19 protein-coding genes and 1 rRNA gene are annotated in these 21,446 nt (G+C 46.5%); 13 read left to right on the forward strand and 7 right to left on the reverse strand.

Annotation, left to right across the window (positions count from 1 at the left end):
- A 5S ribosomal RNA gene (gene rrf / locus E1919_RS15385) occupies positions 1 to 82 on the forward strand; the annotation flags it as partial.
- A 79-nt stretch (positions 83 to 161) separates the two neighbouring features.
- Here rrf and E1919_RS15390 read toward each other — a convergent pair.
- The 3 genes from E1919_RS15390 to E1919_RS15400 form a co-directional block, all read right to left on the reverse strand.
- On the reverse strand, positions 162 to 554 hold the full coding sequence (locus E1919_RS15390; RefSeq protein WP_162054297.1) for an SPW repeat domain-containing protein: 393 nt from the start codon (positions 552 to 554) through the stop codon (positions 162 to 164).
- Between the two features lie 235 nt (positions 555 to 789).
- On the reverse strand, positions 790 to 1,035 hold the full coding sequence (locus E1919_RS15395) for a hypothetical protein (RefSeq protein ID WP_162054298.1): 246 nt from the start codon (positions 1,033 to 1,035) through the stop codon (positions 790 to 792).
- Between the two features lie 252 nt (positions 1,036 to 1,287).
- Complete coding sequence (locus E1919_RS15400) at positions 1,288 to 2,037, reverse strand: class I SAM-dependent methyltransferase (protein WP_162054299.1); 750 nt, start codon at positions 2,035 to 2,037, stop codon at positions 1,288 to 1,290.
- A 593-nt stretch (positions 2,038 to 2,630) separates the two neighbouring features.
- Here E1919_RS15400 and E1919_RS15405 point away from each other — a divergent pair.
- From E1919_RS15405 to E1919_RS15420, 4 genes are all read left to right on the forward strand, one after another.
- On the forward strand, positions 2,631 to 3,428 hold the full coding sequence (locus E1919_RS15405) for a HipA family kinase (protein WP_162054300.1): 798 nt from the start codon (positions 2,631 to 2,633) through the stop codon (positions 3,426 to 3,428).
- Positions 3,406 to 3,789, forward strand: coding sequence for a DUF3037 domain-containing protein (locus E1919_RS15410; RefSeq protein WP_162054301.1), 384 nt, complete (start codon positions 3,406 to 3,408; stop codon positions 3,787 to 3,789). Before E1919_RS15405 ends, E1919_RS15410 begins: the two co-directional genes overlap by 23 nt.
- A gap of 455 nt (positions 3,790 to 4,244) precedes the next feature.
- A complete protein-coding gene (locus E1919_RS15415; RefSeq protein WP_237144461.1) occupies positions 4,245 to 6,326 on the forward strand; it encodes a M3 family metallopeptidase in 2,082 nt (693 codons plus the stop codon).
- Between the two features lie 586 nt (positions 6,327 to 6,912).
- A complete protein-coding gene (locus tag E1919_RS15420; protein WP_162054302.1) occupies positions 6,913 to 7,380 on the forward strand; it encodes a hypothetical protein in 468 nt (155 codons plus the stop codon).
- 229 nt (positions 7,381 to 7,609) lie between these two features.
- Here E1919_RS15420 and E1919_RS15425 read toward each other — a convergent pair whose 3' ends face one another.
- Positions 7,610 to 8,101 (reverse strand): GAF domain-containing protein, encoded by a 492-nt coding sequence (locus tag E1919_RS15425; RefSeq protein WP_162054303.1) that lies wholly within the window; start codon positions 8,099 to 8,101, stop codon positions 7,610 to 7,612.
- A 1,060-nt stretch (positions 8,102 to 9,161) separates the two neighbouring features.
- On the opposite strand from E1919_RS15425, the gene E1919_RS15430 reads away from it, so the two are divergent.
- The 3 genes from E1919_RS15430 to E1919_RS15440 all read left to right on the forward strand — a co-directional run bounded on the left by E1919_RS15430 (position 9,162) and on the right by E1919_RS15440 (position 12,489).
- The gene (locus tag E1919_RS15430; protein WP_162054304.1) at positions 9,162 to 10,067 is read left to right on the forward strand and encodes a YihY/virulence factor BrkB family protein; all 906 of its coding nucleotides are present in this window, start codon (positions 9,162 to 9,164) and stop codon (positions 10,065 to 10,067) included.
- 339 nt (positions 10,068 to 10,406) lie between these two features.
- A complete protein-coding gene (locus tag E1919_RS15435; protein ID WP_162054305.1) occupies positions 10,407 to 11,681 on the forward strand; it encodes an MFS transporter in 1,275 nt (424 codons plus the stop codon).
- A gap of 307 nt (positions 11,682 to 11,988) precedes the next feature.
- On the forward strand, positions 11,989 to 12,489 hold the full coding sequence (locus E1919_RS15440; RefSeq protein ID WP_162054306.1) for a DUF4168 domain-containing protein: 501 nt from the start codon (positions 11,989 to 11,991) through the stop codon (positions 12,487 to 12,489).
- A 98-nt stretch (positions 12,490 to 12,587) separates the two neighbouring features.
- Here the strand turns inward: E1919_RS15440 and E1919_RS15445 are convergent, their stop codons facing one another.
- Together E1919_RS15445 and E1919_RS15450 are read right to left on the reverse strand one after the other, a co-directional pair.
- Positions 12,588 to 13,742, reverse strand: a complete 1,155-nt coding sequence (locus E1919_RS15445) for a formylglycine-generating enzyme family protein (RefSeq protein ID WP_162054307.1) — start codon at positions 13,740 to 13,742, stop codon at positions 12,588 to 12,590.
- 37 nt (positions 13,743 to 13,779) lie between these two features.
- The gene (locus E1919_RS15450) at positions 13,780 to 15,306 is read right to left on the reverse strand and encodes a sulfatase family protein (RefSeq protein WP_237144474.1); all 1,527 of its coding nucleotides are present in this window, start codon (positions 15,304 to 15,306) and stop codon (positions 13,780 to 13,782) included.
- 416 nt (positions 15,307 to 15,722) lie between these two features.
- Here E1919_RS15450 and E1919_RS15455 point away from each other — a divergent pair, with 416 nt between their 5' ends.
- The 3 genes from E1919_RS15455 to E1919_RS15465 all read left to right on the forward strand — a co-directional run bounded on the left by E1919_RS15455 (position 15,723) and on the right by E1919_RS15465 (position 19,504).
- On the forward strand, positions 15,723 to 16,694 hold the full coding sequence (locus E1919_RS15455; RefSeq protein WP_162054308.1) for an aldo/keto reductase: 972 nt from the start codon (positions 15,723 to 15,725) through the stop codon (positions 16,692 to 16,694).
- Between the two features lie 331 nt (positions 16,695 to 17,025).
- Positions 17,026 to 18,555 carry a PD40 domain-containing protein gene (locus tag E1919_RS15460; RefSeq protein WP_162054309.1) on the forward strand — a complete coding sequence of 510 codons (1,530 nt, stop codon included), beginning with the start codon at positions 17,026 to 17,028 and terminating at the stop codon, positions 18,553 to 18,555.
- Between the two features lie 100 nt (positions 18,556 to 18,655).
- Positions 18,656 to 19,504: a sugar phosphate isomerase/epimerase family protein gene (locus E1919_RS15465; RefSeq protein WP_162054310.1), complete on the forward strand. Its 849-nt coding sequence runs from the start codon at positions 18,656 to 18,658 to the stop codon at positions 19,502 to 19,504.
- Between the two features lie 122 nt (positions 19,505 to 19,626).
- Here the strand turns inward: E1919_RS15465 and E1919_RS15470 are convergent, their stop codons facing one another.
- Positions 19,627 to 20,433 carry an NIPSNAP family protein gene (locus tag E1919_RS15470; RefSeq protein ID WP_162054311.1) on the reverse strand — a complete coding sequence of 269 codons (807 nt, stop codon included), beginning with the start codon at positions 20,431 to 20,433 and terminating at the stop codon, positions 19,627 to 19,629.
- 238 nt (positions 20,434 to 20,671) lie between these two features.
- On the opposite strand from E1919_RS15470, the gene E1919_RS15475 reads away from it, so the two are divergent.
- Both E1919_RS15475 and E1919_RS15480 read left to right on the forward strand, forming a co-directional pair.
- A complete protein-coding gene (locus E1919_RS15475) occupies positions 20,672 to 21,121 on the forward strand; it encodes a GNAT family N-acetyltransferase (protein WP_162054312.1) in 450 nt (149 codons plus the stop codon).
- A gap of 38 nt (positions 21,122 to 21,159) precedes the next feature.
- Positions 21,160 to 21,423: a DUF3820 family protein gene (locus tag E1919_RS15480; RefSeq protein ID WP_162054313.1), complete on the forward strand. Its 264-nt coding sequence runs from the start codon at positions 21,160 to 21,162 to the stop codon at positions 21,421 to 21,423.
- The last annotated feature ends 23 nt before the right edge of the window (positions 21,424 to 21,446 follow it).

Raw genomic sequence — 21,446 nt, forward strand, 5'->3', positions numbered from 1 at the left:
TTCCCATCCCGAACAGAGAAGTTAAGCCCGGACGCGCCGATGGTACTGGGGTCACACCCGGGAGAGTAGGTGGCCGCCAACCCTACAAAAAGACGCCCCCTGTTAGAGATAGCAGGGGGCGTTCTTGCGTTTGGGGGCTTCCCTACTCAGTTAAGTTCAAACTAGTTTTCCCACCCTTCAATCTCTGGTTCTGTTGTTTGGTAAGAGGCAGCAGGAACACGATGTGTTATGAATGCTGATAATATAAGGTATAAACCAAAAATTAGATGCGGCATGTATATTCGTTGCGCGAAGTCGAAAAGCAAAGGTGAGACGGCCAGTATGACACCTATGAAGACATCAAACATTAGATGTGTGCTCATAGATGTTTTTTTTACAATACCGACCTCTATGTCTGTAAAAGCTGTTTGCATGAATACCAAAACACCTGCAAGCACAGCAGTCCAACTGGCAACTTCTACTTCTTTGAAACCTATTAGCCATGGAGATGCTATCAGCATAGGTCCTACTATATAGTCTAACATTCCATGAAAACGCGTCGGTAAAAACCTCATATATCTCCTCTTTTTTCCCTCAGTTTATACTGTTGTATGTGCTTCTTTATAAGTAACAGGAATAAATGCTTTAGGTTTAGTACAATAGTGGATGATAAGATTATCTCACAAAAGACACCCAGTTCAGGCGCAGTAGTGACAGTTGCCTTTAACCATTTCATATCATTCCCTAGGCTTTCAGAAATAGTGCATCACAACTAAGCTGAAGAGAAATGCTTCACTTATTCAAATTAGATTAACTAACTTGATTGTCATACTCTTCCGAGCTTTTAAAGTCCCAGTATATCTCTAGCGTAGTGGGGCTACTGAGGTAAGCTGGAATCGGAGTGTAAACGACCAGTCCCTGCTTAAATATCCGCTTGCCTGTCTTCGCAAGCCGCATGGCCTGCCACAGTAACCTGTTGTGGATTTCTAAGCCAATAGGACGTCTGCTGTTGATGTAAGGACTCCCCTCTTCGAATTTAAATACTGTAGTATGCATATTCTTCTTGTTCTACAGGTACAATGTACCCTACATAATTTTCTATACTTTAGCATATTAAGTTAACAAATTCAAAGTAATTACTCACTTACTATATAAAAAAATCTCTACTGATACACCTTTATCTATATTACTAGATTGAAAAGCTGTCACAGGAGAAACAGAAGCATTAAATGAAAAGCCGGTTTTATAATACAGAATAAAGGCAGGGCAGCAGCAACTGCTTTTTGCATGAAAGAAACCTACCTCCCTCTACTCTACTGCTTTCTCATAAATGAGAAAATGCTGTATCGGCAAAAAGTCTTCCTGCCTGTATAACTGAAAACCATTAGCGTCCAACTCTTTATTCACCTGACTTACACTCATCTTGTGCAGCTCCTTTATAGGTATACTGGTGTCTTCGGCGCGGTATTCAAGGAGGAGTAATTTGCCATCAGGCCTCAAGGCTTTATGAATTGCCTGTAGCATCTCCTGTGGATACTCCAGTTCATGATATACATCTACCATAATAGCCAGATCTATTGAAGCATCCGGAAGATTTGGACTTTGGCTTCCTCCTTTCACCACCTCTACATTAGATAAACCAAGTTCCTTTTTCTGCTCATTTAATGCCGAGATAAAAGCATCCTGCACATCTACAGCATAAACTTCTCCTGCGGGCACTTTAGGAGCAATTCTGAAGGTATAATAGCCCGTACCTGCACCAATGTCTGCGACCACGCTTTGCGTGCTCAGTTCCATGTTTTCAATGGCTAAAGTCACGTTCTCCTCCTCCTGCCGTGAGTTTCGCTCCAGCCATCTTCCACCTCCAGCCCCCATGATGCCTGCGATCTCGCGCCCCAGATATACTTTACCTGTGCCATCAGAGTGGGGCACTTTAGAGGAATAGCCATCGCTGACTGCTTGCTCTTTCTGGGCCTGGCAGGAGTTGCAGGCACTCAAACACAGCGACAGCAAAAGTACATACAAGCAGGTAACTGAAATGGAGGAAGCTTGTTTCATAATTGTTATGGCGTAAGTGTGGCACCTTGTTCATTTATAATCCAGCAACTGAATAACATTATTAAATAAGCAGCAAACATGGATAAAGCCTTCAAGTAAATTTTCACTCAATAAACCTGTGATGCCTTTCAATGTTCAGCTCCATAATTCAAGGTACAAGGAAATTTCGAAGCACTTGAACTTGATGAGAATATACACAACACAAGTTGAAAAATACAATATATCACAAGCAGGAAAGCAAAAGCTCAAGCTCCTTTGCAGGCGTTCAGACTTTTGTTACAGTTAAGGTAGTAGCAGATCCTTCGAATGTAAGACGCCTACCACCATATCTTCACATGTTTCTCCGAAGCTAGATATAAGCATAAACGATAAATCAGAAACAGTTGCGCCCACCCCAGTGCAGGGACAAGAGTGGCAGGTTTTCCTTATATTGCAGGTATAAGCCAGCAGGAGAAAAAAGGCTTCTCCACATACCTTTCGTCCGAGTATCGAGGTAATGCGACGGCAAAAGGAGCCCTGACTCTACTGGCTGAGATTAGCGCCAAATGCTACTAGCACTCTGGCTAAATGCTTTCTATAGATTTAAAGCTTTTATGAAGTATAGTCCACCAGAAATTCGGACCGTTGATGTGACCCGTTATGTCACACCTTTGCGTGAGGGCGGCTCACTACCTGCCATTGTGGAAGCTGACGATGAATTTCTATACGTGCTGAAGTTTCGTGGCGCAGGACAAGGCGTGAAAGCGCTTATTGCCGAACTTATTGCCGGCGAACTTGCCCGCGCGCTTGGCTTTCGGGTGCCAGAAATTGTTTTTGCAACCTTAGACGAAAGCTTTGGGCGAACAGAGCCTGACGAAGAAATTCAGGATTTGCTCCGCTTCAGCGAGGGTCTCAACCTCGGGCTTCATTACTTGTCCGGTTCCATTACATTTGATGCTTTGGTGACAACTGTCGATGCTACACTTGCCTCCCAAATAGTCTGGTTTGATTGCCTGATAACGAATGTAGACCGCACCCCCCGCAACACTAATATGCTGATGTGGCACAAGGAACTGTGGCTGATTGACCACGGCGCTTCACTCTACTTTCATCATTCCTGGCCAGACGTGGAGGAGCAGGCCAGACGGCCATTTATACAGGTAAAAGATCATGTGCTGCTGCCTCAGGCCAGTGAATTGGATACTGTGGACACAGCTTTTCGCACGATTCTTAGCCCCGAGCGTATCCGCTCCATCGTCGCCTTGATCCCGGAGGATTGGCTTACCGGCGACTCCCCTTTTGAGACGACCGATGAGCACCGGGCCGCTTACGTCCGGTTCCTGGAAATACGACTTGCCCATACCGAAAATTTTATCAAAGAAGCGCAGCATGCAAGAAAAGCACTTATTTGAGTACGCCGTTATTCGCGTGGTGCCCTGTGTAGAACGTGAAGAGTTTATAAATGTCGGAGTTGTTGTTTACTGCGCCTCCCAGGGCTTTTTGCAGACGCTGTACAAACTGAATGAGGACCGCCTTCGCGCTTTCTCCCCCAACATAGACACGCAGGAACTTCAGGAACGCCTTCATGCCTTCGAGCGCATTTGCGCTGGTCGCAGGGAAGGCGGAGCAATTGGACAGCTTCCCATCGCATCACGTTTTCGCTGGCTAACCGCTACCCGCAGCACGATCGTACAAACGTCACCAGTTCATCCGGGTTTGTGTGTTGCACCCCAGGAAACGCTCGCCCGGCTATACGCGCAGTTAGTTGATTGAATAGGAGGTGCTAGCAATAGTATAGACATGGAAAGCGCATCAACTTAATTTTATTTAGCATACCCCTCACAGCTGGAGAGGCCTTCTTGCTGCAGATTGCCTTTGGTAAGCTTTTTGCACTGTAATGTGCAAAACCTGGGTGTTCACTGGTTCTGGAGCATAACAGCAGGAGCACCTGAAAATCCAAAGAAGCTATATCCATGGAAATATGTTGTAAGCCTTTGCTGCAATTGCCTACGCTGTGAGTTTTCAGAAGGCTGTTCTCTTTTTAGTATCTTTGTTGATTAGTAACATTCACAGGGCCTGAACAAGGCCTTAATCTTTCACTTCATAAAGTATTAATGGGAAATAAATTTATTTACACAGGCAAAAAATCAAGCTTGCTTGTGATGCTGGCTTTCGTTGGCTGTACCTCCACCCAAACGCAGGTAGCTTCACAACAAACGCAAACAACAATGGAACAAAAGCAAAACACAGACAATTCTTTACTGGCTGAGTGGACCGGGCCTTACGGTGGGGTTCCTGCTTTTGATAAGATGAAGCTGGCTGATTTAAAGCCAGCCATGGAGAAAGGCATGGCATTACAGTTAGCAGAAATAGATGCCATCGCTAATAACCCGGCTCCTGCCACCTTCGAGAATACCATCGAAGCCATGGAAAGAGCAGGCGAAGAACTGAACAGGGCTTTTACATACTATGGCATCTGGAGCAGTAACATCTCATCTCCGGAGTTCAGAGCAATCCAAGCTGAACTGGCTCCTAAGATTTCTGAGTTCTCCTCTAAGATTTCGCAGAATGAGAAGCTTTTCCAGCGCATCAAAACAGTATATGATAACGCACAGAAGAACCCTTTGCCAGCTGACCAGCAGCGTGTGGTACAACTGGTGTATGAAGGCTTTGCCATGGAAGGTGCTGAATTGGATGCCGCCGCGAAGGAACGTTATGCCGCTATCAACAAAGAGCTCTCTTCCCTCTACACTAAGTTCTCGAATAACATCTTAGCAGATGAGGAGAAGTATGTGGTTTACCTGACAAAAGACCAACTGAGTGGTTTACCGGAGTCTTTTGTAAAAGCATCGGCAAAAGCTGCAGCCGACCGCGGCCAGGAAGGCAAGTATGCTGTTACCAACACCCGCTCGTCTATGGACCAGTTCCTTACTTACTCTGATGAAAGAGAGTTGAGGGAGCAGGTATGGAACAACTATTATTCCCGTGCCGACAATGCCGATGAGTATGACAACAACGAGAATATTGCAAAAATCCTGCAACTGAGAAATGAGCGTGTCAAACTGATGGGCTATGACAATTTTGCGGAATGGCGCCTGCAGAACCGTATGGCAAAGAATCCTGAAAACGCTATGGAACTGATGAATGCCGTATGGCCGGCTGCCCTTGCCAGAGTAACAGAAGAAGTGGCAGACATGCAGGCAGTGGCAGATGCCAGTGGCAAAAAGATTACTATCGAGCCTTGGGATTACCGTTACTACGCTGAAAAGGTGCGCAAGCAAAAGTATGACCTGGACTCTGATGAAGTGAAACAGTACCTGCAGTTGGACAACCTGACACAGGCTTTGTTCTTCACGGCCAGAGAGCTTTTCAATTATGATTTCCAGCCCGTTCCGGAAGGCTCAGTGCCGGTGTTTCATGAAGATGTGAAGGTATGGGAGGTGACAGACAAAACCACCGGCGAACATATCGGCCTTTGGTACCTGGACCCGTTCGCTCGCCAAGGCAAGCGTTCCGGCGCCTGGGCATCCCCTTACCGCAGCCATACCACCTTTGATGGCAAGGAAACCGTGTTAGCGTCCAACAACTCCAACTTCATAAAGCCAGCTCCGGGTGAGCCGGTGTTGGTTTCTTGGGACGATGCTACTACCTTCTTCCATGAGTTCGGACATGCGTTGCACTTCCTGGCCTCGAATGTTAAGTACCCTACGCTGAACAGTGGTGTAAGAGACTATACAGAGTTCCAATCGCAACTATTGGAGCGCTGGTTGTCTACAGACAAGGTAATCGACCAGTTCTTAAAGCACCATAAAACAGGTGAGCCCATGCCGGATGAACTGGTGGCTAAAATCAAGAAAGCCTCCACCTTTAACCAAGGGTTTGGAACGACAGAATTCTTAGCTTCTGCCCTGATGGACATGAAGTACCACTTGGCTGACCCTGCAGATATAGACCCTGACAAGTTCGAAAGGGAAACACTGACAACCTTGAATATGCCCAAAGAAATTGTGATGCGACACCGTTCGCCGCACTTCGGGCACGTTTTCTCTGGAGAAGGATATGCGACAGGATATTATGGATACCTTTGGGCTGATGTATTAACCTCAGATGCAGCCGAAGCTTTTGAAGAGGCACCCGGCGGCTTCTACGACAAAGATGTAGCTGCCCGATTGGTGAAATACCTGTTTGCCCCAAGAAACTCCATGGACCCAGCAGAGGCTTATCGCCTGTTCCGTGGCCGGGATGCAAAGATAGACGCCTTGATGCGTGACCGTGGTTTCCCGGTTCCTGAACCGCAATCAAGAAAATAAGAATAGGTCTCTTTAGAAATACAAAAAGGGAAGCGCCTGTAGTGGCGCTTCCCTTTTTGTATTTCTAAAGAGACTACATTGCACCCTTTGTCCCGGAAGATTGACACAATTCTTCAGCCTGTGCTCGTAGAAGGAACATGATTGAAATAAATGCCCCCCCCCGGAAGGTCAAGCTTCTGTTACTTGCTCATAACAAAATATCACATGCGCTTGCCTGCCTTTAGGCCAACTGTATAAAGTGTATTCTTACAAATTTCCTTTTGTAGCTTAAAGCCATAACAAGCTTCCTTCAAAAATTTCCAGTTTAGATGTATCGCCACTTCGCCATTTCTTTCCTAAAGCTGATACAGTCATACTTTAAACAGCAGGATTTTATTTACCAGGGCACAATAAACAAACGCCTCAGGGTAAGGATCTTCCATAACAAAGAAGCAGTGTAAAAGGCTGAAGGCTTCTTATATATTTTGTAGTTCTGACCTGTTTATTGTTAAACTTATTAAAAGTGGTCACTCACAATTAATATGAATAAAATATTATTTATTATAAATAAATAAACTATCTTGTTTTTATTTATAACTGCTTTTATATGGTTGCTGCAATGGGAGAGTCTGTACTTGTCAGGAGCACGTTGATACTGCCCGAAAACATTTTTGAGGTAGAGAGAGCTAATTTTCGTCTTTGGATAGACTTTGACGTGAAACTGATGTATACGGAGTGGAAACTAAAACCTTCTGCAGCGGAGTACCAGGAGGTATGTGACTTGTGTGTCAAATTAATAAAGAGCCATGCTGTAGAATGTTGGATAGCTGACTCCAAATTACTAACCGGCTTTCCCACACAAGTGCAAAAGCCTATTTTATATCAGGTAGCTCTTTCCCTGCTAGGCAGCTCACTGAAGAAAATTGCACGCATCATCGAAAAAGACTCGGAGAGCATTATCATGTTCGAAAATATATCAAGCCGTCTGAAGGAAACGCATACTTCTGCTATTGAAGTTGAACAATTCATCACCTTCGAAGATGCAGCAGATTGGATCGGAACAATTCGGGGATGATGCGTAGAATGTGTCCGGCATCAACAATACATGCCTTATTGGAAAACTGCTGTTACACACTGGTACGTGGAAGCAGAACCAACGATAGTCAATACGGTTAGCTTACCTCCTAAAAGAACAGAACAAACTGAGAAACAACTGCGCTTCTCATAAAGTAGATTGAGCCCTTGCTATGGGAGGCTTAATACTGCTACTCCCACAGCAAAGTTCAATAAACTTAGTTTTAAGCCTAAGCAGAAGCCTGTGCTGGGTTGGCAGAAATGTAGCGGCTCATCTCCTCCCCTATCCGCAGCAGGTCTTTAGTTTCCTCCTCTGTAAAATCATAAGAAACCGGTTTAGCTATACCTAATGTGCCGTATAATTCCCCGTTAAGCAACATCGGCACCGCAATAGAACCCTCTACCTTTGTCTCCTTAGCAGCAGGTCGCGCCACGCCAGAGCCATCTGTCTGCAGGTTACACATTTCTACTGGCTCTTTGCGTTCTGCAGCAATTCCGGCCATCCCCTTGCCTATAGGTATCGCATTCATTTTAGGTAGCAGAAAGGGCGGTATGCCTTCATGGGCCTTTAGCGTCAGCAGCCCGGTATTCTTATCGAGGGTATGAATCGTACCGGTGGTGCAATTAAACGCTTTTATGATAGACACTAAAAGTTGCTGCCAATCAACAGCAGATTGCGTGTTCTGAAGAGTAGAGAGAATGGAGGGATTAGTAGAAAGCATAGCGTTGTCTGTTATAAATTAAAATAAGTTCCTGGTTTAAAAAGAACAAGAATGCCTGCAATGTGAACAAGCACTTTATCATTCAGGCGTCTGGATTTTACCTTCCAGAGTATTAGGTACGATAAAACACTACGACCCGAACAAAAGAGCAGGTTTGGTGTCACAGGTTAATAAGCGAATATAGCATAAACAAATAAACGTGCCACCGCAAAGCATAGGAAAAGATGCGTAGAAAACCCTGAACTCATCTCCACACGTTGTGGAAATATTCTACAATATGTGGCGAACATACACAACAACGCAGGCCTTCCACACATAGCCCAGCCCTCATCATCTTGCCTTAATAACCTATACAACAACATCTTGAAATTAGATATAGTATTTGGCACGATTATGCTAATAAATGAGGAAGTACAAAAGAACACGACTAAGAAAAAATATAGTTTAGCTACAGCTACCGCATCTGTAGGTCATTCTCTCATAGTGCAAGCATTCAGACTTCCATCCGGCAAGCGTAAAACCCGGTTAGACAAGAGCAGAAAGAAAAATAACACAAGAACAACTACCAGAGCCTGTGAAAACAGCTCTGCGAAGTGATAGAAATAAATATTGGCTGTATAGGATCGTATCTGCCGCAGGAGAAACTAAAGGCAGTGCAGCTTATGATTTAACGGTGACCAATGCACAAGGCCAGACAGGCATTGTATGAATGAATGAAAAAGGCGGCAACGCTTCTAAAGACTAGTGAACGAATAGGTAATCCTATTGTTAAAAAGCCTTCGCCTTGCGGGGGCTTTTTTTTTGATATCACAATTACATGATGTTACCTGTAAGTACAACTTCTCTGTATAGTTTCGCTATCTCAGGAAATAGGCTAAAACCAAATTTGCTGGTATACTTTTTAGTGTTGCTGCCAGTAGGCACTGGCTCAATGACTCGACTATTATTCATCTAACTCAACCAATAGCTACTGCGTGATATTAACCCCTGGAGCAAGTACGCGTTATTTAGTAAAAGCAATTCGTTCACTTATCCTGTTGAGGGGTAACAACTACTACATGTGAAACATTTTTTTAAGACAGCCTGGCAGATTCTAAAAGACACCAAAAGTAATTTCAGGGGTAACCAGCCTATTGTGTATAGTGCTGCCATTGCCTTTTTTATGATTTTCTCACTGCCTGCCATCTTAATTGTTCTTACGCTTATAGGGTCTATTTTCTTTGCAGAAGAGGCTGTGAGAGAACGAATAGAGAAAAATGTAGCGAACTTAATAAGCAAAGAGGCTGGTGAACAGGCAAATATCATTCTGGAAAATGCAACGGAGGTGCCTGCCGGCTTTTGGGGAGTTCTTATCGGAATCATAGTCGTGATCCAAAGTGCATCTATTATATTTTTTATGGTGCAGAAAGGCCTGAACGCAATCTGGCAGGTAAAGGTAAAATCGGGAGTGAATTTCTTCAGGCTTCTGAAATATAGGTTGATAGCGTTGGCTATGGTAGTAGGCCTAGGCTTATTGCTTGCCATCAGCCTGCTGATTGACACGTTAATCGTTATTTTCAATGAGGAGTTGCAAGCTGTTTTTGAGGAGTATCTCACGCCTGCTATCCGTACATTTAACACCCTATTTTACCTGTCTGTGATTTTAATTTTTTTCACAGCAGTTCATAAAGTTTTACCCGATGCCAAGATTGCTTGGAAGGATGCATTGGCAGGCGGAGTAATCACCTCCATCCTCTTTCTGATAGGAAAGCAGATAATAAATTTTGTACTGAGCAATGTACAACTGATTGGTATTTATGCCGCTGCGGGCTCACTGGTTGTACTGCTGTTATGGGTATTCTACTCTTCCATAATTCTGCTTTTGGGCGCAGAAGTAACAAAGGCCTATGCCAACAACCACGGAAGAAAGGTAGAGCCAAAATCGATCGCAGAAAAATATAGAGAAGTAATAGGAGAAGAGGGTTAAGGTGGATAAACAGGAAGCAGAAGGTTTCTCAGAACACCCTGTCTTTTGCGTAAGTTGTTGATATATTCTGATTTCAACCACAAGAACAGGCATGAGGCGAAAACGGAAAGAACAATGCGGTGCAGGCCTCTCATTCTTAAACTCAAGTGCTTCGCCATTTCAGGTACAGTGCCAGGAACTCCTGTCATTTCAAGGAACCTGTTCAATACTGACGAGCAGAAACCTTTCAGTTGCAGGCTTATTCTCTTACTTTTGAAGATTATTGACTACAGTATAAGTTGCCGTTGTTTATAGGACAAAGCTTTTGTAAGGCTGTAGGGCATCAATTAAGAATATTCGATGAGTAAAATAATTGCCCAACCGGGCCTAAAGGAGAATGCAGGTCAGTTCTGGCTGCTGATGTTGATGACCGGATTTGTTGGGGCTATGGTGGGGCTGGAGCGAGCCGTAATACCAAAATTTGCCGAGACCGTCTTTAGCCTGAACGGGCACACCGCTATTCTTTCTTTTATTGTGGCATTTGGCCTGGCTAAGTCAGTAGCCAACCTGGTGATGGGACAACTCTCCATGCATTTAACGCGCAGGCAATTGCTGCTGATTGGCTGGCTTTTTGCGCTGCCGGTGCCCTGGCTCCTGCTTTACGCTAACAGCTGGTGGTGGGTACTGGCAGCCAACCTGCTGCTGGGCATTAACCAGGGCCTCGCCTGGACCTCCAGTATTGTAATGACAATAGACCTGGTGGGCGAAAAGAACCGTGGCCTGGCCATGGGTATCAATGAGTTTGCAGGTTACCTGGCGGTGGGGCTTGCCTCCTTTCTGGCCGGCTATATTGCCTCCGCCACCGGCGAGGTGACGTATGCCTTCGTGCCAGGCATTGCTTTCTCTCTGGCAGGTGTGCTGCTCGTGCTTTTTGTGGTACACGACACCCACGCACATGTGCAGGCAGAGGCAGCTATAAGCAGAGTGCAATTATTGTCAAACGTCTGGAAAGACACCACCTGGCGCCATATTAACCTAGGTCCTGTGACCTTGAACGGCTTTGTGACAAAAATAAACGATGGGGTACTGTGGGGGTTACTGCCCATGGTGCTCAGCTCTAAAGGTTATTCGCTGGTGGAGATTGGATTTCTGGCTGGTATCTACCCTGCTGTCTGGGGCATAGGACAGCTGTTTACAGGAAAATTAGGGGATACCTACTCCAGAAAGAAGTTGCTGTGTTTGGGCATGTTACTGCAGGGAATGGCCATTGCCGCGCTATTTTTTACGAATTCTTACGCCCTAATGCTACTGGCCCTCGCAGTCGTTGGAGTCGGAACAGCCATGGTATACCCTACCTTCCTTACCTTGGTGGCAGATAACACACACCCTAGCCAGCGGTCGCAGAGTATGGGTATCTTCCGGTTCTGGCGCGATTTCGGCTATGTGGGAGGTGCCGTGGCAGCAGGAATCTTCAGCGATTTGTTTGGGGCAGAAGTAGTATTGTTAGGCGCCGGTATTGGTACTATTGGTGCCGGTGTGTTTTCGGGAATACGCATGCTGGAACAGCCTTTGGATTCCAGCCCGCTGGAGCCTGCAAAATTGAAAAGACATAAAGCATTAGCAGAGACAAAGTAAAAGGCAAAGGTGCTCACACTTTCCCTTTCAGAAACATCCTGATTATTTGCTGCCGTAAGAGTTCCTGTTTCTGATGCACTTAACTATCCCTTAAGTGCTGCTCTCGGGAGGTTTAATGTCGTGCCGGCACAATGTATTTGGCAAGCAAGGTTTGACTTTGGCACCGTAATTGGTTAATTTTAACTACGAGTGGGCATGTGAAGATCTTCTTTATGCATTTTTTGTAGCTTTTTCACTTATGTTTTCGTTATAAAAAAGGTGCCCAATCGTTTAAAACTATTTTTAACCCAATCCTAAAAACTCCATTATGGTACTAATTAAGAAAGGGACTATTGCAGCTGCATTTGTAGTAGCATCTATGTCTTTTAGTCATGCGGCTTTTGCGCAGCAGGCAACAACTCCTCAAACTGAAACACAAGAACAGGCATCAGCCGAAGAATTCTCTGAAGATGTACTAGAGAAGTTTGTGGAAGCAAACTCAACCGTTACAGAAATACAGAAAGCCAGCCGCGACTCTTTAATTTCCGCTATTGAGAGTGAAAATCTGACAGTAGATAGGTTTAATGAGTTAGCCAAGGCACACCAGGCTCAAAAGCTTGAAGAGGTTGCCGAGGGCACGGAAGAGATTTCGGCCTTTAGTAGTGCAGCACAGCGTGTTGTAAAAATGCAGCCTGAAACAAAAGAAAGAGTGGAAGAGGCCATACAAGAAGAAGGTCTGACTGTAGAACAATATGAAAAAATAATGGCAGCCTACCAGAGCGACCCTGTTGTAAAGGCTAAAATCAGTGCAGTGATAAACAAGGACTAAAGACATTTATGGTCTGAAATATCAAAATAAAACTTCGGTTCTGTTGAACCGAAGCTTTATTTTTTTATCTGGCACGCAAAGTAGTGTCACCCCTGTTATTAATTTAAAAGCTTGTCAGGAGTTCCAGCTGGTCTGCCGTCTTTCACACATCTGAACCCGAGGTTGCTGGAACCGCTGGTTACTTCGCCTTTCCCACGGCTGCCTGCCCTGTAGCGGATGCAGTATTGGTCGCTGCACAGGTAAGAGCCTCCCCGCTGCACCCGCTTTACCGCTCCGGGCTCATCCGGATCATAACTGCTGGCCGGGCCTTTGGGATTTTCTTTGGTGCTGTGCTGGTAGTAGTCCGGCCGGTAGTAGTCGCTGCACCACTCCCACACATTGCCGTCCATATCATATAATCCGTAGGGGTTAGGAAGATAGGATTTGACCGGGGCCGCCCCGACAAAGCCATCCGCTCCTGTGTTGCGTTCAGGGAAGTGGCCCTGGTAGATGTTGGCCATCCACTTTCCATCGGGCTTTACCTCATCTCCCCAGTAATATGGCTGCTGCTCTTTGCCGCCTCTCGCAGCATATTCCCATTCTGCCTCTGTTGGCAAACGCTTTCCTGCCCATGTGGCATAGGCAAGCGCATCTTCATAGGAAACATGCACAACAGGCTCATTGGGGTGTGCTAAGGCAGCACTCCCCTTTCCTAAAGGCTTCCTCCAACTGGCGCCGGGGACATACTGCCACCACTGAAGCGGATTATCCAAAGATACCGGCTGGGCAGTAGCCACAAACACACCGGAACCGGGAACTAACTTATCAGCAGGCACCCCAGGGAAATCAGCAGGGTTCAGGGGCCGCTCCGCCACTGTTACGTACCCGGTGGCCTGCACAAACGCAGCAAACTCAGCATTCGTTACCTCATGCTCATCCATCCAGAAGCCGCGCAGGGCTACATCATGAACCGGCTTTGCATCAGGAAACGAGGCATCTTCCGCCCCCATGGCAAAGGTGCCCCCCGGAATCCAGACCATCTTCGAAGGAACAGTGTCTGTTGTTTCTTCAACTCGCCCTTCTCCCTTGCTAGCTACTCCAGCAAGTTTCGCAAACTGCTGCCCCGCCTCAGGCTGGCATACGGCTATCCCGCTTTCGTTACCAGTTGCAGCTGCCTTGGCTTGTTCCTCATGCCCAGACTGGCAACCTGTAAGGCTAGAAAGGGAGAGGCAGAAAGCTAAAGCAGCTGTGGCTATTCTATACGACTTATTCATATATATTTTTCTTTTTACACAACCACACTTTACAACATTACTGCAATATGGCTGGCTTCCTGACATTCTCGCCCACCCGGTTTGTCAGATCATCGCCTAAGTCTTTTCGTGCCTCCTCCGCAAGGCTCATTATTTTTGCGACCACCTCCGGGTACAGCTCCTGAACGTCATAATCCTCCCCGGGGTCGTGCGACAGGTTATAGAGCGCCATCGGAACCTGCACCCTTGCTATCTTGCCCGGTGTGCCCTCTTTGCCATGCAACGCTGCGTAGGTGTTGGAAGGATGCGGTAGTACGAGCTTCCAGTTCCGGTAACGTACAGCTTCCAGGCTGTTCTTACCGAAATAGTAGTAAAACACCTCCCGGGGTCCTTCATCTGCTTTACCAAGTAAAACCGGCAGGAAGTTCATCCCGTCGATTTTCTTTTCAGGAAGCGGGGCTCCTGTTGCCGCCGCAATGGTTGGCAGCAGGTCCATGTTTGTCATAAGATGGCTGTTAACGCCGGCAGCCTCTACTTTGCCTGGCCAACGCACCAGCATCGGAACCCGTGTTCCTCCCTCCCATGAGGTTGACTTGCCTTCCTTAAAGCCGCCAGACGAGCCGGCATTGTCTCCGAAGTTCAGCCAGGGGCCGTTGTCGCTGGTAACGATCAGCAGGGTGTTGTCTGCTATCTTCTCCTGGTCCAGCGCCTCCAGCACCTCCCCTAACGACCAGTCAAGTTCCAGTATCACATCCCCGAACAGGCCTATTTTACTTTTCCCCCTGAATTTATCTGATGCGGCCAGCGGCACGTGTGGCATGGGGTGCGCCAGGTAGAGAAAAAACGGTTTGGACTTGTTTTCCTTTATAAAGGCAACCGCCCTTTCGGTAAACGCTGTTGTTAAACGCGACTGCCCCTGTAAGGTAAGGATGGAGTCAACCACAACATCTCCCTGGTACACGGGTAGAACTGGCCAGCCTCCGCGCATATTCGAAGAATCCGTAATGCGGTTCCCGGCATAGTCTATGGGCCAGATGTCATTGGAATAGGGAATACCGTAAAAACTGTCGAACCCATAGTGGACAGGAGAATATGGAGGCTTGTTGCCCAGGTGCCACTTCCCGAGCATAGCGGTTTTATAGCCGGCTGCTTTGAGCAAAGAAGCAATCGTCTCTTCTTCCGGGTTCAGCGCCACTTTGCTCCCCGGGAGCAAAGCTCCAGCCAGTCCTAACCTGTTGGGGTAGGTGCCGGTAAGCAGGGCCGCTCGCGAAGTAGTACAGACAGCCTGCGCCGCATTGAAGTGGGTGAAACGTGTCCCCTCTTTTGCAACCCGGTTAAAATTGGCTGTAGATACTCCTGTCATGCCATAGGGCTCAATATCACCATAGCCCATGTCATCCATGTAAATGATGATAACGTTTGGCCTGGTCTGCTTTTGAGCGTTCACACTGGCACAAACGACGAATGCGACAATCAGCAAAAGTAAATTCCTTATCATACTTCCTTTTTTAAGTGTCGCTGCTAATGAGTAGTAGTAGTAGTAGTAGTAGTAGTAGTAGTAGTAGTAGTAGTTGCGACAAAACATATTCAAATATGCGAAGCTAGCTCTCCATCAACCTATTGTTGGAGGTAAGTGTATCATCAAAGCAAATTCATGTAACTCAATTCTAGCCTCAGCACATAATTGGTATACTTCTGAACAACGTTAAGGCATGGTGCTGATACCGCGATTACCCCCTAAGCTATATCTTCCTCAATTTAAAAAATTATAAATGCATTACCGAAGGAAAAAAGGTATGTATGTTCATGGCTACAAATGGCAATGACGACTTTATGCTAGCGCTAAAGTTATAAAGTGAAAAACAGTAAAGAAAGAGTGTCTTCCTATACAGAACATTACCCGGCTTTATCCGCACAGGCAGAACATGCGTATGTTCTGACAGAGGCCTCTTACATACAAAAGGCTTTTCTTATATTTACTTTTACATTTTAACAACAACTATGGAATATAGAAGATTTGGCCGCACGGGCTGGAAAGTAAGCGAAATCGGGTATGGCATGTGGGGTATGGCAGGATGGACGAACTCTGACGACGAGCAATCAGACCGCTCCCTGGATATTGCCGTGGAAGGCGGCTGCAACTTTTTTGACACTGCCTGGGGCTACGGCGCCGGCAAAAGCGAGGAGATACTGGGCCGCCTGCTGAAGCGCCACCCGGACCAGCGACTATATGTTGCCACTAAGATACCGCCCAAAAACATGAAATGGCCATCCAAACCAGATTATAAACTGGAAGACTGCTTTCCGGCAGATCACATTATAGAATACACGGAGAAGAGCCTCAAAAATCTCGGAGTGGAAACCATCGACCTGCAGCAGTTTCACGTGTGGGAAGACGGCTGGGCTGAAAATGAGGAATGGCAACGGGCAGTGGAGAAGCTGAAAGCAGAAGGCAAGATTCAGCATATGGGCGTGAGCGTAAACCGTTGGGAGCCTGAGAATGTGCTGAATACCCTGCGCACCGGCCATATCAGCAGCGTACAGGTCATCTACAACATCTTTGATCAGGCGCCCGAAGACACACTGTTCCCGCTTTGCAGAGAACTGGACATCGCCACAATTGCACGTGTCCCGTTTGATGAAGGCACCCTGACCGGAACATTTACGAAAGAAACTACCTTCCCGGAAGAAGACTGGCGCAGCACCTATTTTGTGCCGGAGAACCTAAATTCCAGTGTAAACCACGCCGACCGCCTGAAACCACTGGTGCCACAAGGTATGACCATGCCGGAAATGGCACTTCGGTTCATTTTGAGCAATCCGGATGTGAGCACAACCATTCCGGGTATGCGCAAAGCACCACATGTAAAATCTAATCTAAGCGCCAGCGATGGAAATGGCTTGCCTAAAGACCTGCTGGACGAACTGAAGCAGCATCGCTGGGATCGTAAACCAACGGAGTGGTCACAATAAGCGCAACTGTTGCCATATCAGTGTTCAGATGCTGGTTTAACAGAATCTGACCTTATCAACAGAAAGGCCCCTGATGAATTTCAGGAGCCTTTCTGTTGATGGGATGTAGGTTGTGCTACTGGTGCTTCTCTTATTACTTTTCCCCAAAAATGTTCTTGCTGTGTCTTTCGACAAGCAAGCTGTTGGGGATAATACACCACTGCTGCACTTCTGGCTTCTGGCTGGTGCAGCAGTGGTTATAGATATTTAATTTCCTGATTTTTAGAATCCTAAAAAGATTCTACTTATATTAATAAATCAATGAGTAATCACTTTTTCAAGAAGCCATAGAATGAAGCATACGACGTGGGGCACACTCCTATTTTGTGTTGGGTTATTAGTCACACTCTCCTTTTCTGCTTTCTCTCAGCAGCAACAGATTGGTGTGTTTGAAGGCAGTACGGATATTGGTCAGGTGCGGAAACCCGGCTCCGCCACCTATAAACCAAGTACACAGCAGTACGAGGTAGCAGGATCCGGATATAACATCTGGTTCGACAAGGACGAGTTTCATTATCTATGGAAACGCATGTCCGGTGACTTCATCCTCTACACCCGCGCCAAATTTGTGGGCGAGGGCGTAGACCCACATCGGAAAGTGGGCTGGATGGTGCGCTCTAACCTAGAGGGAAACTCGCCCCACATCAACGCAGTAGTGCACGGCGACGGACTTACATCGCTGCAGTACCGGGAAGCAAAGGGCGACAGTACTAAAGAAATACGCGCTGACCTGACAGGCGCGGATGTGATTCAACTGGAAAGAAAAGGAACTACCTACACCATGCGTGTCGCTAAATTCGGTGAGCCTTTCGTGACGGAGGAGGTCCGCCATTTAAATTTAGGCGATGAGGTATATGTCGGGCTGTTTGTGGGTTCGCATAACGAGGATGTGCTGGAGCGGGGCGTTTTTCAGGATGTGCGCATTACGGTGCCTGCCCCGGATGACCTCGTACAGTACCGGCAATACCTGGGCAGTAACTTGGAGATACTCGACGTGAACACCGGCGACCGCGAAATAATCTATACATCACCTAAGTCACTGCAGGCTCCGAACTGGACCCCGGACGGTAAAACCCTTATTTACAACTCCGATGGTTTGATTTACACGTTTGATTTAGCCACGCGCGAGCCGAAAAGACTGAACACCGGCAAGGTCACCAACAACAATAACGACCATGCGCTGTCTTTCGACGGCAAAATGCTGGGCCTGAGCAGTGGTGTAGAGGAACTGGGCGGCTCCATCATCTATACCGTGCCTGTAACAGGCGGAACACCAAAACAGATTACGCCCAGAGGCCCCTCCTACCTGCACAGTTGGTCTCCCGATGGCAAAACGCTTACCTACACAGCAGAGCGAAACGGAGAGTGGGATATTTATACTATACCCGCCAAAGGTGGTAAGGAAAAAAATCTGACCAATGCCAAAGGCCTCGACGATGGCTCAGAATATACTCCGGACGGCAAGTACATTTACTTCAACTCCAACCGCAACGGCCCTATGCAGATCTGGCGCATGAAAGCAGACGGCAGCGAGCAGGAAGCCGTTACTAATGGCGATTTTCATGACTGGTTCCCGCATATTTCACCGGATGGCAAGTCCATTGTGTTCCTCTCGTTCCTGAAAGAGGAAGTGGAACCCGGTGATCATCCCTTTTACAAGCACGTGTACCTGCGCATGATGCCGGTGAGTGGCGGAGAGCCAAAAGTGATAGCCTATGTGTATGGCGGCCAGGGCAGTATAAACACGCCATCCTGGTCTCCGGACAGTAAAAAGGTCGCCTTCATCAGTAACTCAGCACCAGTTGAGGCTCAGGCTAAATAATATGATGCTTCAGAAAATATACTCCCGGTTTTTCCTTTTATTCATTTGGTAATCAGGAACTGATACAGGCAATACTATAAGAGATCTAAACAAAACCTAAATGAACACAAGACGTGATTTTTTAAAAAGCTCAGGCGCTATGGCACTTGGTGCACTCCTTCTTCCAAACCTGGCCGCCACCGCCAAAGGAACAGCCAAAGTAAACAACGTAGGCATACAGCTCTATACTGTCCGTAAGGAGATGCTTGCTGATGCGGTGGGCACGCTGAAGCAACTTGCCAACATCGGCTACAAAGAACTGGAGTCTGCCCGTAGTGAGAAGGGTTTATACTATGGCCTGGAGCCAAAGGAAATCAAGAAGATAACAGAGGACCTGGGTATGACGCTGCGTAGCGGCCACGTGGGCATTGACAAGGACTGGGAGCGCACAGTAGCCGCCGCAGCAGAAACAGGTCAGGACTACCTTATCTGCTCTTCACTCCCTTCAAGCGGGCAAACTGTGTCTAACTACAAGCATGTGGCAGATACCTTCTCTAAAGCCGCCGAAGATTGTAAAAAAGCAGGTATGATTTTCGGCTACCATAACCACGAATACGAGTTCGAAAAAGAAAACGGGCAGGTACTGTACGATGTGCTGTTAGATGAAACAGATCCTGAAATGGTGAAGATGGAATTAGACTTAGGCTGGGTTATCTTAACCGGAAATGATCCGGTGACCTATTTCAATAAATACCCGGGCCGCTTCCCGCTCTGGCACCTGAAAGATATGGATAAAACAAAAAGGGAGAGCACTGAATTCGGTAAAGGTGCCATTGATATAAAGCGGATGTTGCAGAATGCAGACAAATCCGCCATGAAGTATTTCTTTGTGGAGCAGGAAGAGTACGCTGGTGTCGCCATGGACAGCGTGAAGCACAATTACCAGTATCTTCAAAAACTGAGCATATAAGTTTAAAACAACTTTCTGCTGAAAAGGATTTAAAATAAAAACGCCTGACCTTTTATATGAGGTCAGGCGTTTTTTATAGCTGTGGAAAATATGCCAGGCTACTTGTGCAGCAGCAAAGCTATTTAAATATCAGAGTATGACGTTGGGTGAAGCAGGTAGATATCGGCATGAGATACGTTATTTGCATATTCCGGCATAGCACTCATCTTTTTCCACTCCGGGTCTGCTCCGAAAGCCTTCCATTTCTTATCACGCTCTGCCATGTTCTCAAAAGTAGTCATGTACATGAGGTTCGGCATTCTGCTACCGGCTAGCACACGCCCATAGAAAACAGCATTGAAGCCCAACCGGTCAAAAAGCTGGATCTCCCCTTTGTTGAACATGTCCACTTTATTCTGGTGGAGTTTTTCGGTAGCTGCTTCGTAGCTGCGCAACTCATATATCCTTTCCTGTGACGCAGACTTAAGTTTCGGGACACTTACACCCTTCATGCCGACAAAAGCATCTAATAAAATCGTCTCGAAGTGGCTATAGAGAGGGTTGTTATGGGGAGCATCTATATACTCTTTTCCTGCAGCAGTATACTGTTTGTCTTTTGCCAGCGTCTCATCCAGTTTATATACCTGGTCTGGAGAAGAGAGTGGAATTAATACGTAAACCAGTTGCTCTGTCGGAGCGGGCGCACTGGCATCCGTGTTCTCGGCTGGCTTGAACACACCTACTTTGCTGATGCCCGCACGGTGCAGGGCTGGCAGGTATGCGTTCTGCAGGAAGTTATCGAGCCGTTCTTCCTGACCTTTATCTTTCAGGTGGAATATTTTTAACTGTTGAAGGTTAGGCTTGGCAGCCTGGCTAAGGGCAGGCATGGCGCTTACTACCCACAGCACAAGCAGGCAGAGGGCAAACAGGTTCAACTTTTTATAGTTCATGTTAAGAGGTTGATGTTGAAGTGTAAGATTGAACATAACAGAACTCTAATCTAACACATAATCCGGAATTTTCTTTAAAATATGTTCACTCACTTACTTCTGATTTTGATAGTAAAAGCATTCTCATTCGTTGAAACTTAATTTATCTTTGCCATTCCGTGCTTTAGCATGATATTGCGCAGCATTGCATCAGCCTTGATTTAATTAGAGGCTAAGACAGAGAAAGAATTTGATTCGAATGACACTTACCAAAGTAAGCAAAGGTTTTGATGACCTCACGCCGCATGAAATGTATGAGATGCTGCGCTTAAGAAGCGATGTGTTTGTGGTAGAGCAAAACTGTGTTTTCCTGGACCTGGACAATAAAGATCAGAAGTGCCACCACCTGCTGCTCTACAACGAGCAGGCACTGGTAGCTTATGCGCGTTTAGTGCCTCAGGGTGTTTCATACCCCAACATCATGTCGATTGGCAGAATTGTGACGAGTTCAGAGGTAAGAGGAACTGGGCTGGGCAAGCATTTAATGGAGATAGCAATTGCAGAATGCTATACCTTGTTTGGCACTGGCTCCATTAAAATCGGAGCACAGCTCTATGCTAAAAAGTTCTACAACGCATTTGGCTTTGTGCAAAGCAGCGAGGTGTATGACGAAGACGGCATTGACCACATCGAAATGATCAAAGCATAACAGACGCAACTTTCACCTCACGTATCAACAAAAATATCATGGCAGAATTCACGCAACCGGACCCGAGCATTCTGGTCGATCTGGTAAAAATTAAAATGCCTTTTGGAAAGTACAAGAATACTGTGTTATGTGACCTTCCTGTCTCCTACCTCGAATGGTTTTACCGGGAAGGCTTTCCTCCCGGGAAACTGGGGATGCAACTGGCTACCATTTTTGAAATTAAAACAAACGGCTTAAGTTATTTATTAGATCCCCTGAAGCGGCAGGCTTCCAAGAGCCAAACTAAATTCCCTCGCAGATAAACAGGAAAGCCAGCAATAAACAC

The organism is Pontibacter pamirensis, assembly GCF_010015475.1.
Classification (GTDB): domain Bacteria; phylum Bacteroidota; class Bacteroidia; order Cytophagales; family Hymenobacteraceae; genus Pontibacter; species Pontibacter pamirensis.

Coding starts and splice junctions, on each gene's coding strand:
- E1919_RS15390 (WP_162054297.1), bottom strand. CDS start 554: ATGAGGTTTTTACCGACGCGTTTTCATGGAATGTTAGACTATATAGTA.
- E1919_RS15395 (WP_162054298.1), bottom strand. CDS start 1,035: ATGCATACTACAGTATTTAAATTCGAAGAGGGGAGTCCTTACATCAAC.
- E1919_RS15400 (WP_162054299.1), bottom strand. CDS start 2,037: ATGAAACAAGCTTCCTCCATTTCAGTTACCTGCTTGTATGTACTTTTG.
- E1919_RS15405 (WP_162054300.1), top strand. CDS start 2,631: ATGAAGTATAGTCCACCAGAAATTCGGACCGTTGATGTGACCCGTTAT.
- E1919_RS15410 (WP_162054301.1), top strand. CDS start 3,406: ATGCAAGAAAAGCACTTATTTGAGTACGCCGTTATTCGCGTGGTGCCC.
- E1919_RS15415 (WP_237144461.1), top strand. CDS start 4,245: ATGGAACAAAAGCAAAACACAGACAATTCTTTACTGGCTGAGTGGACC.
- E1919_RS15420 (WP_162054302.1), top strand. CDS start 6,913: ATGGTTGCTGCAATGGGAGAGTCTGTACTTGTCAGGAGCACGTTGATA.
- E1919_RS15425 (WP_162054303.1), bottom strand. CDS start 8,101: ATGCTTTCTACTAATCCCTCCATTCTCTCTACTCTTCAGAACACGCAA.
- E1919_RS15435 (WP_162054305.1), top strand. CDS start 10,407: ATGAGTAAAATAATTGCCCAACCGGGCCTAAAGGAGAATGCAGGTCAG.
- E1919_RS15440 (WP_162054306.1), top strand. CDS start 11,989: ATGGTACTAATTAAGAAAGGGACTATTGCAGCTGCATTTGTAGTAGCA.
- E1919_RS15445 (WP_162054307.1), bottom strand. CDS start 13,742: ATGAATAAGTCGTATAGAATAGCCACAGCTGCTTTAGCTTTCTGCCTC.
- E1919_RS15450 (WP_237144474.1), bottom strand. CDS start 15,306: ATGTTTTGTCGCAACTACTACTACTACTACTACTACTACTACTACTAC.
- E1919_RS15455 (WP_162054308.1), top strand. CDS start 15,723: ATGGAATATAGAAGATTTGGCCGCACGGGCTGGAAAGTAAGCGAAATC.
- E1919_RS15460 (WP_162054309.1), top strand. CDS start 17,026: ATGAAGCATACGACGTGGGGCACACTCCTATTTTGTGTTGGGTTATTA.
- E1919_RS15465 (WP_162054310.1), top strand. CDS start 18,656: ATGAACACAAGACGTGATTTTTTAAAAAGCTCAGGCGCTATGGCACTT.
- E1919_RS15470 (WP_162054311.1), bottom strand. CDS start 20,433: ATGAACTATAAAAAGTTGAACCTGTTTGCCCTCTGCCTGCTTGTGCTG.
- E1919_RS15475 (WP_162054312.1), top strand. CDS start 20,672: ATGACACTTACCAAAGTAAGCAAAGGTTTTGATGACCTCACGCCGCAT.
- E1919_RS15480 (WP_162054313.1), top strand. CDS start 21,160: ATGGCAGAATTCACGCAACCGGACCCGAGCATTCTGGTCGATCTGGTA.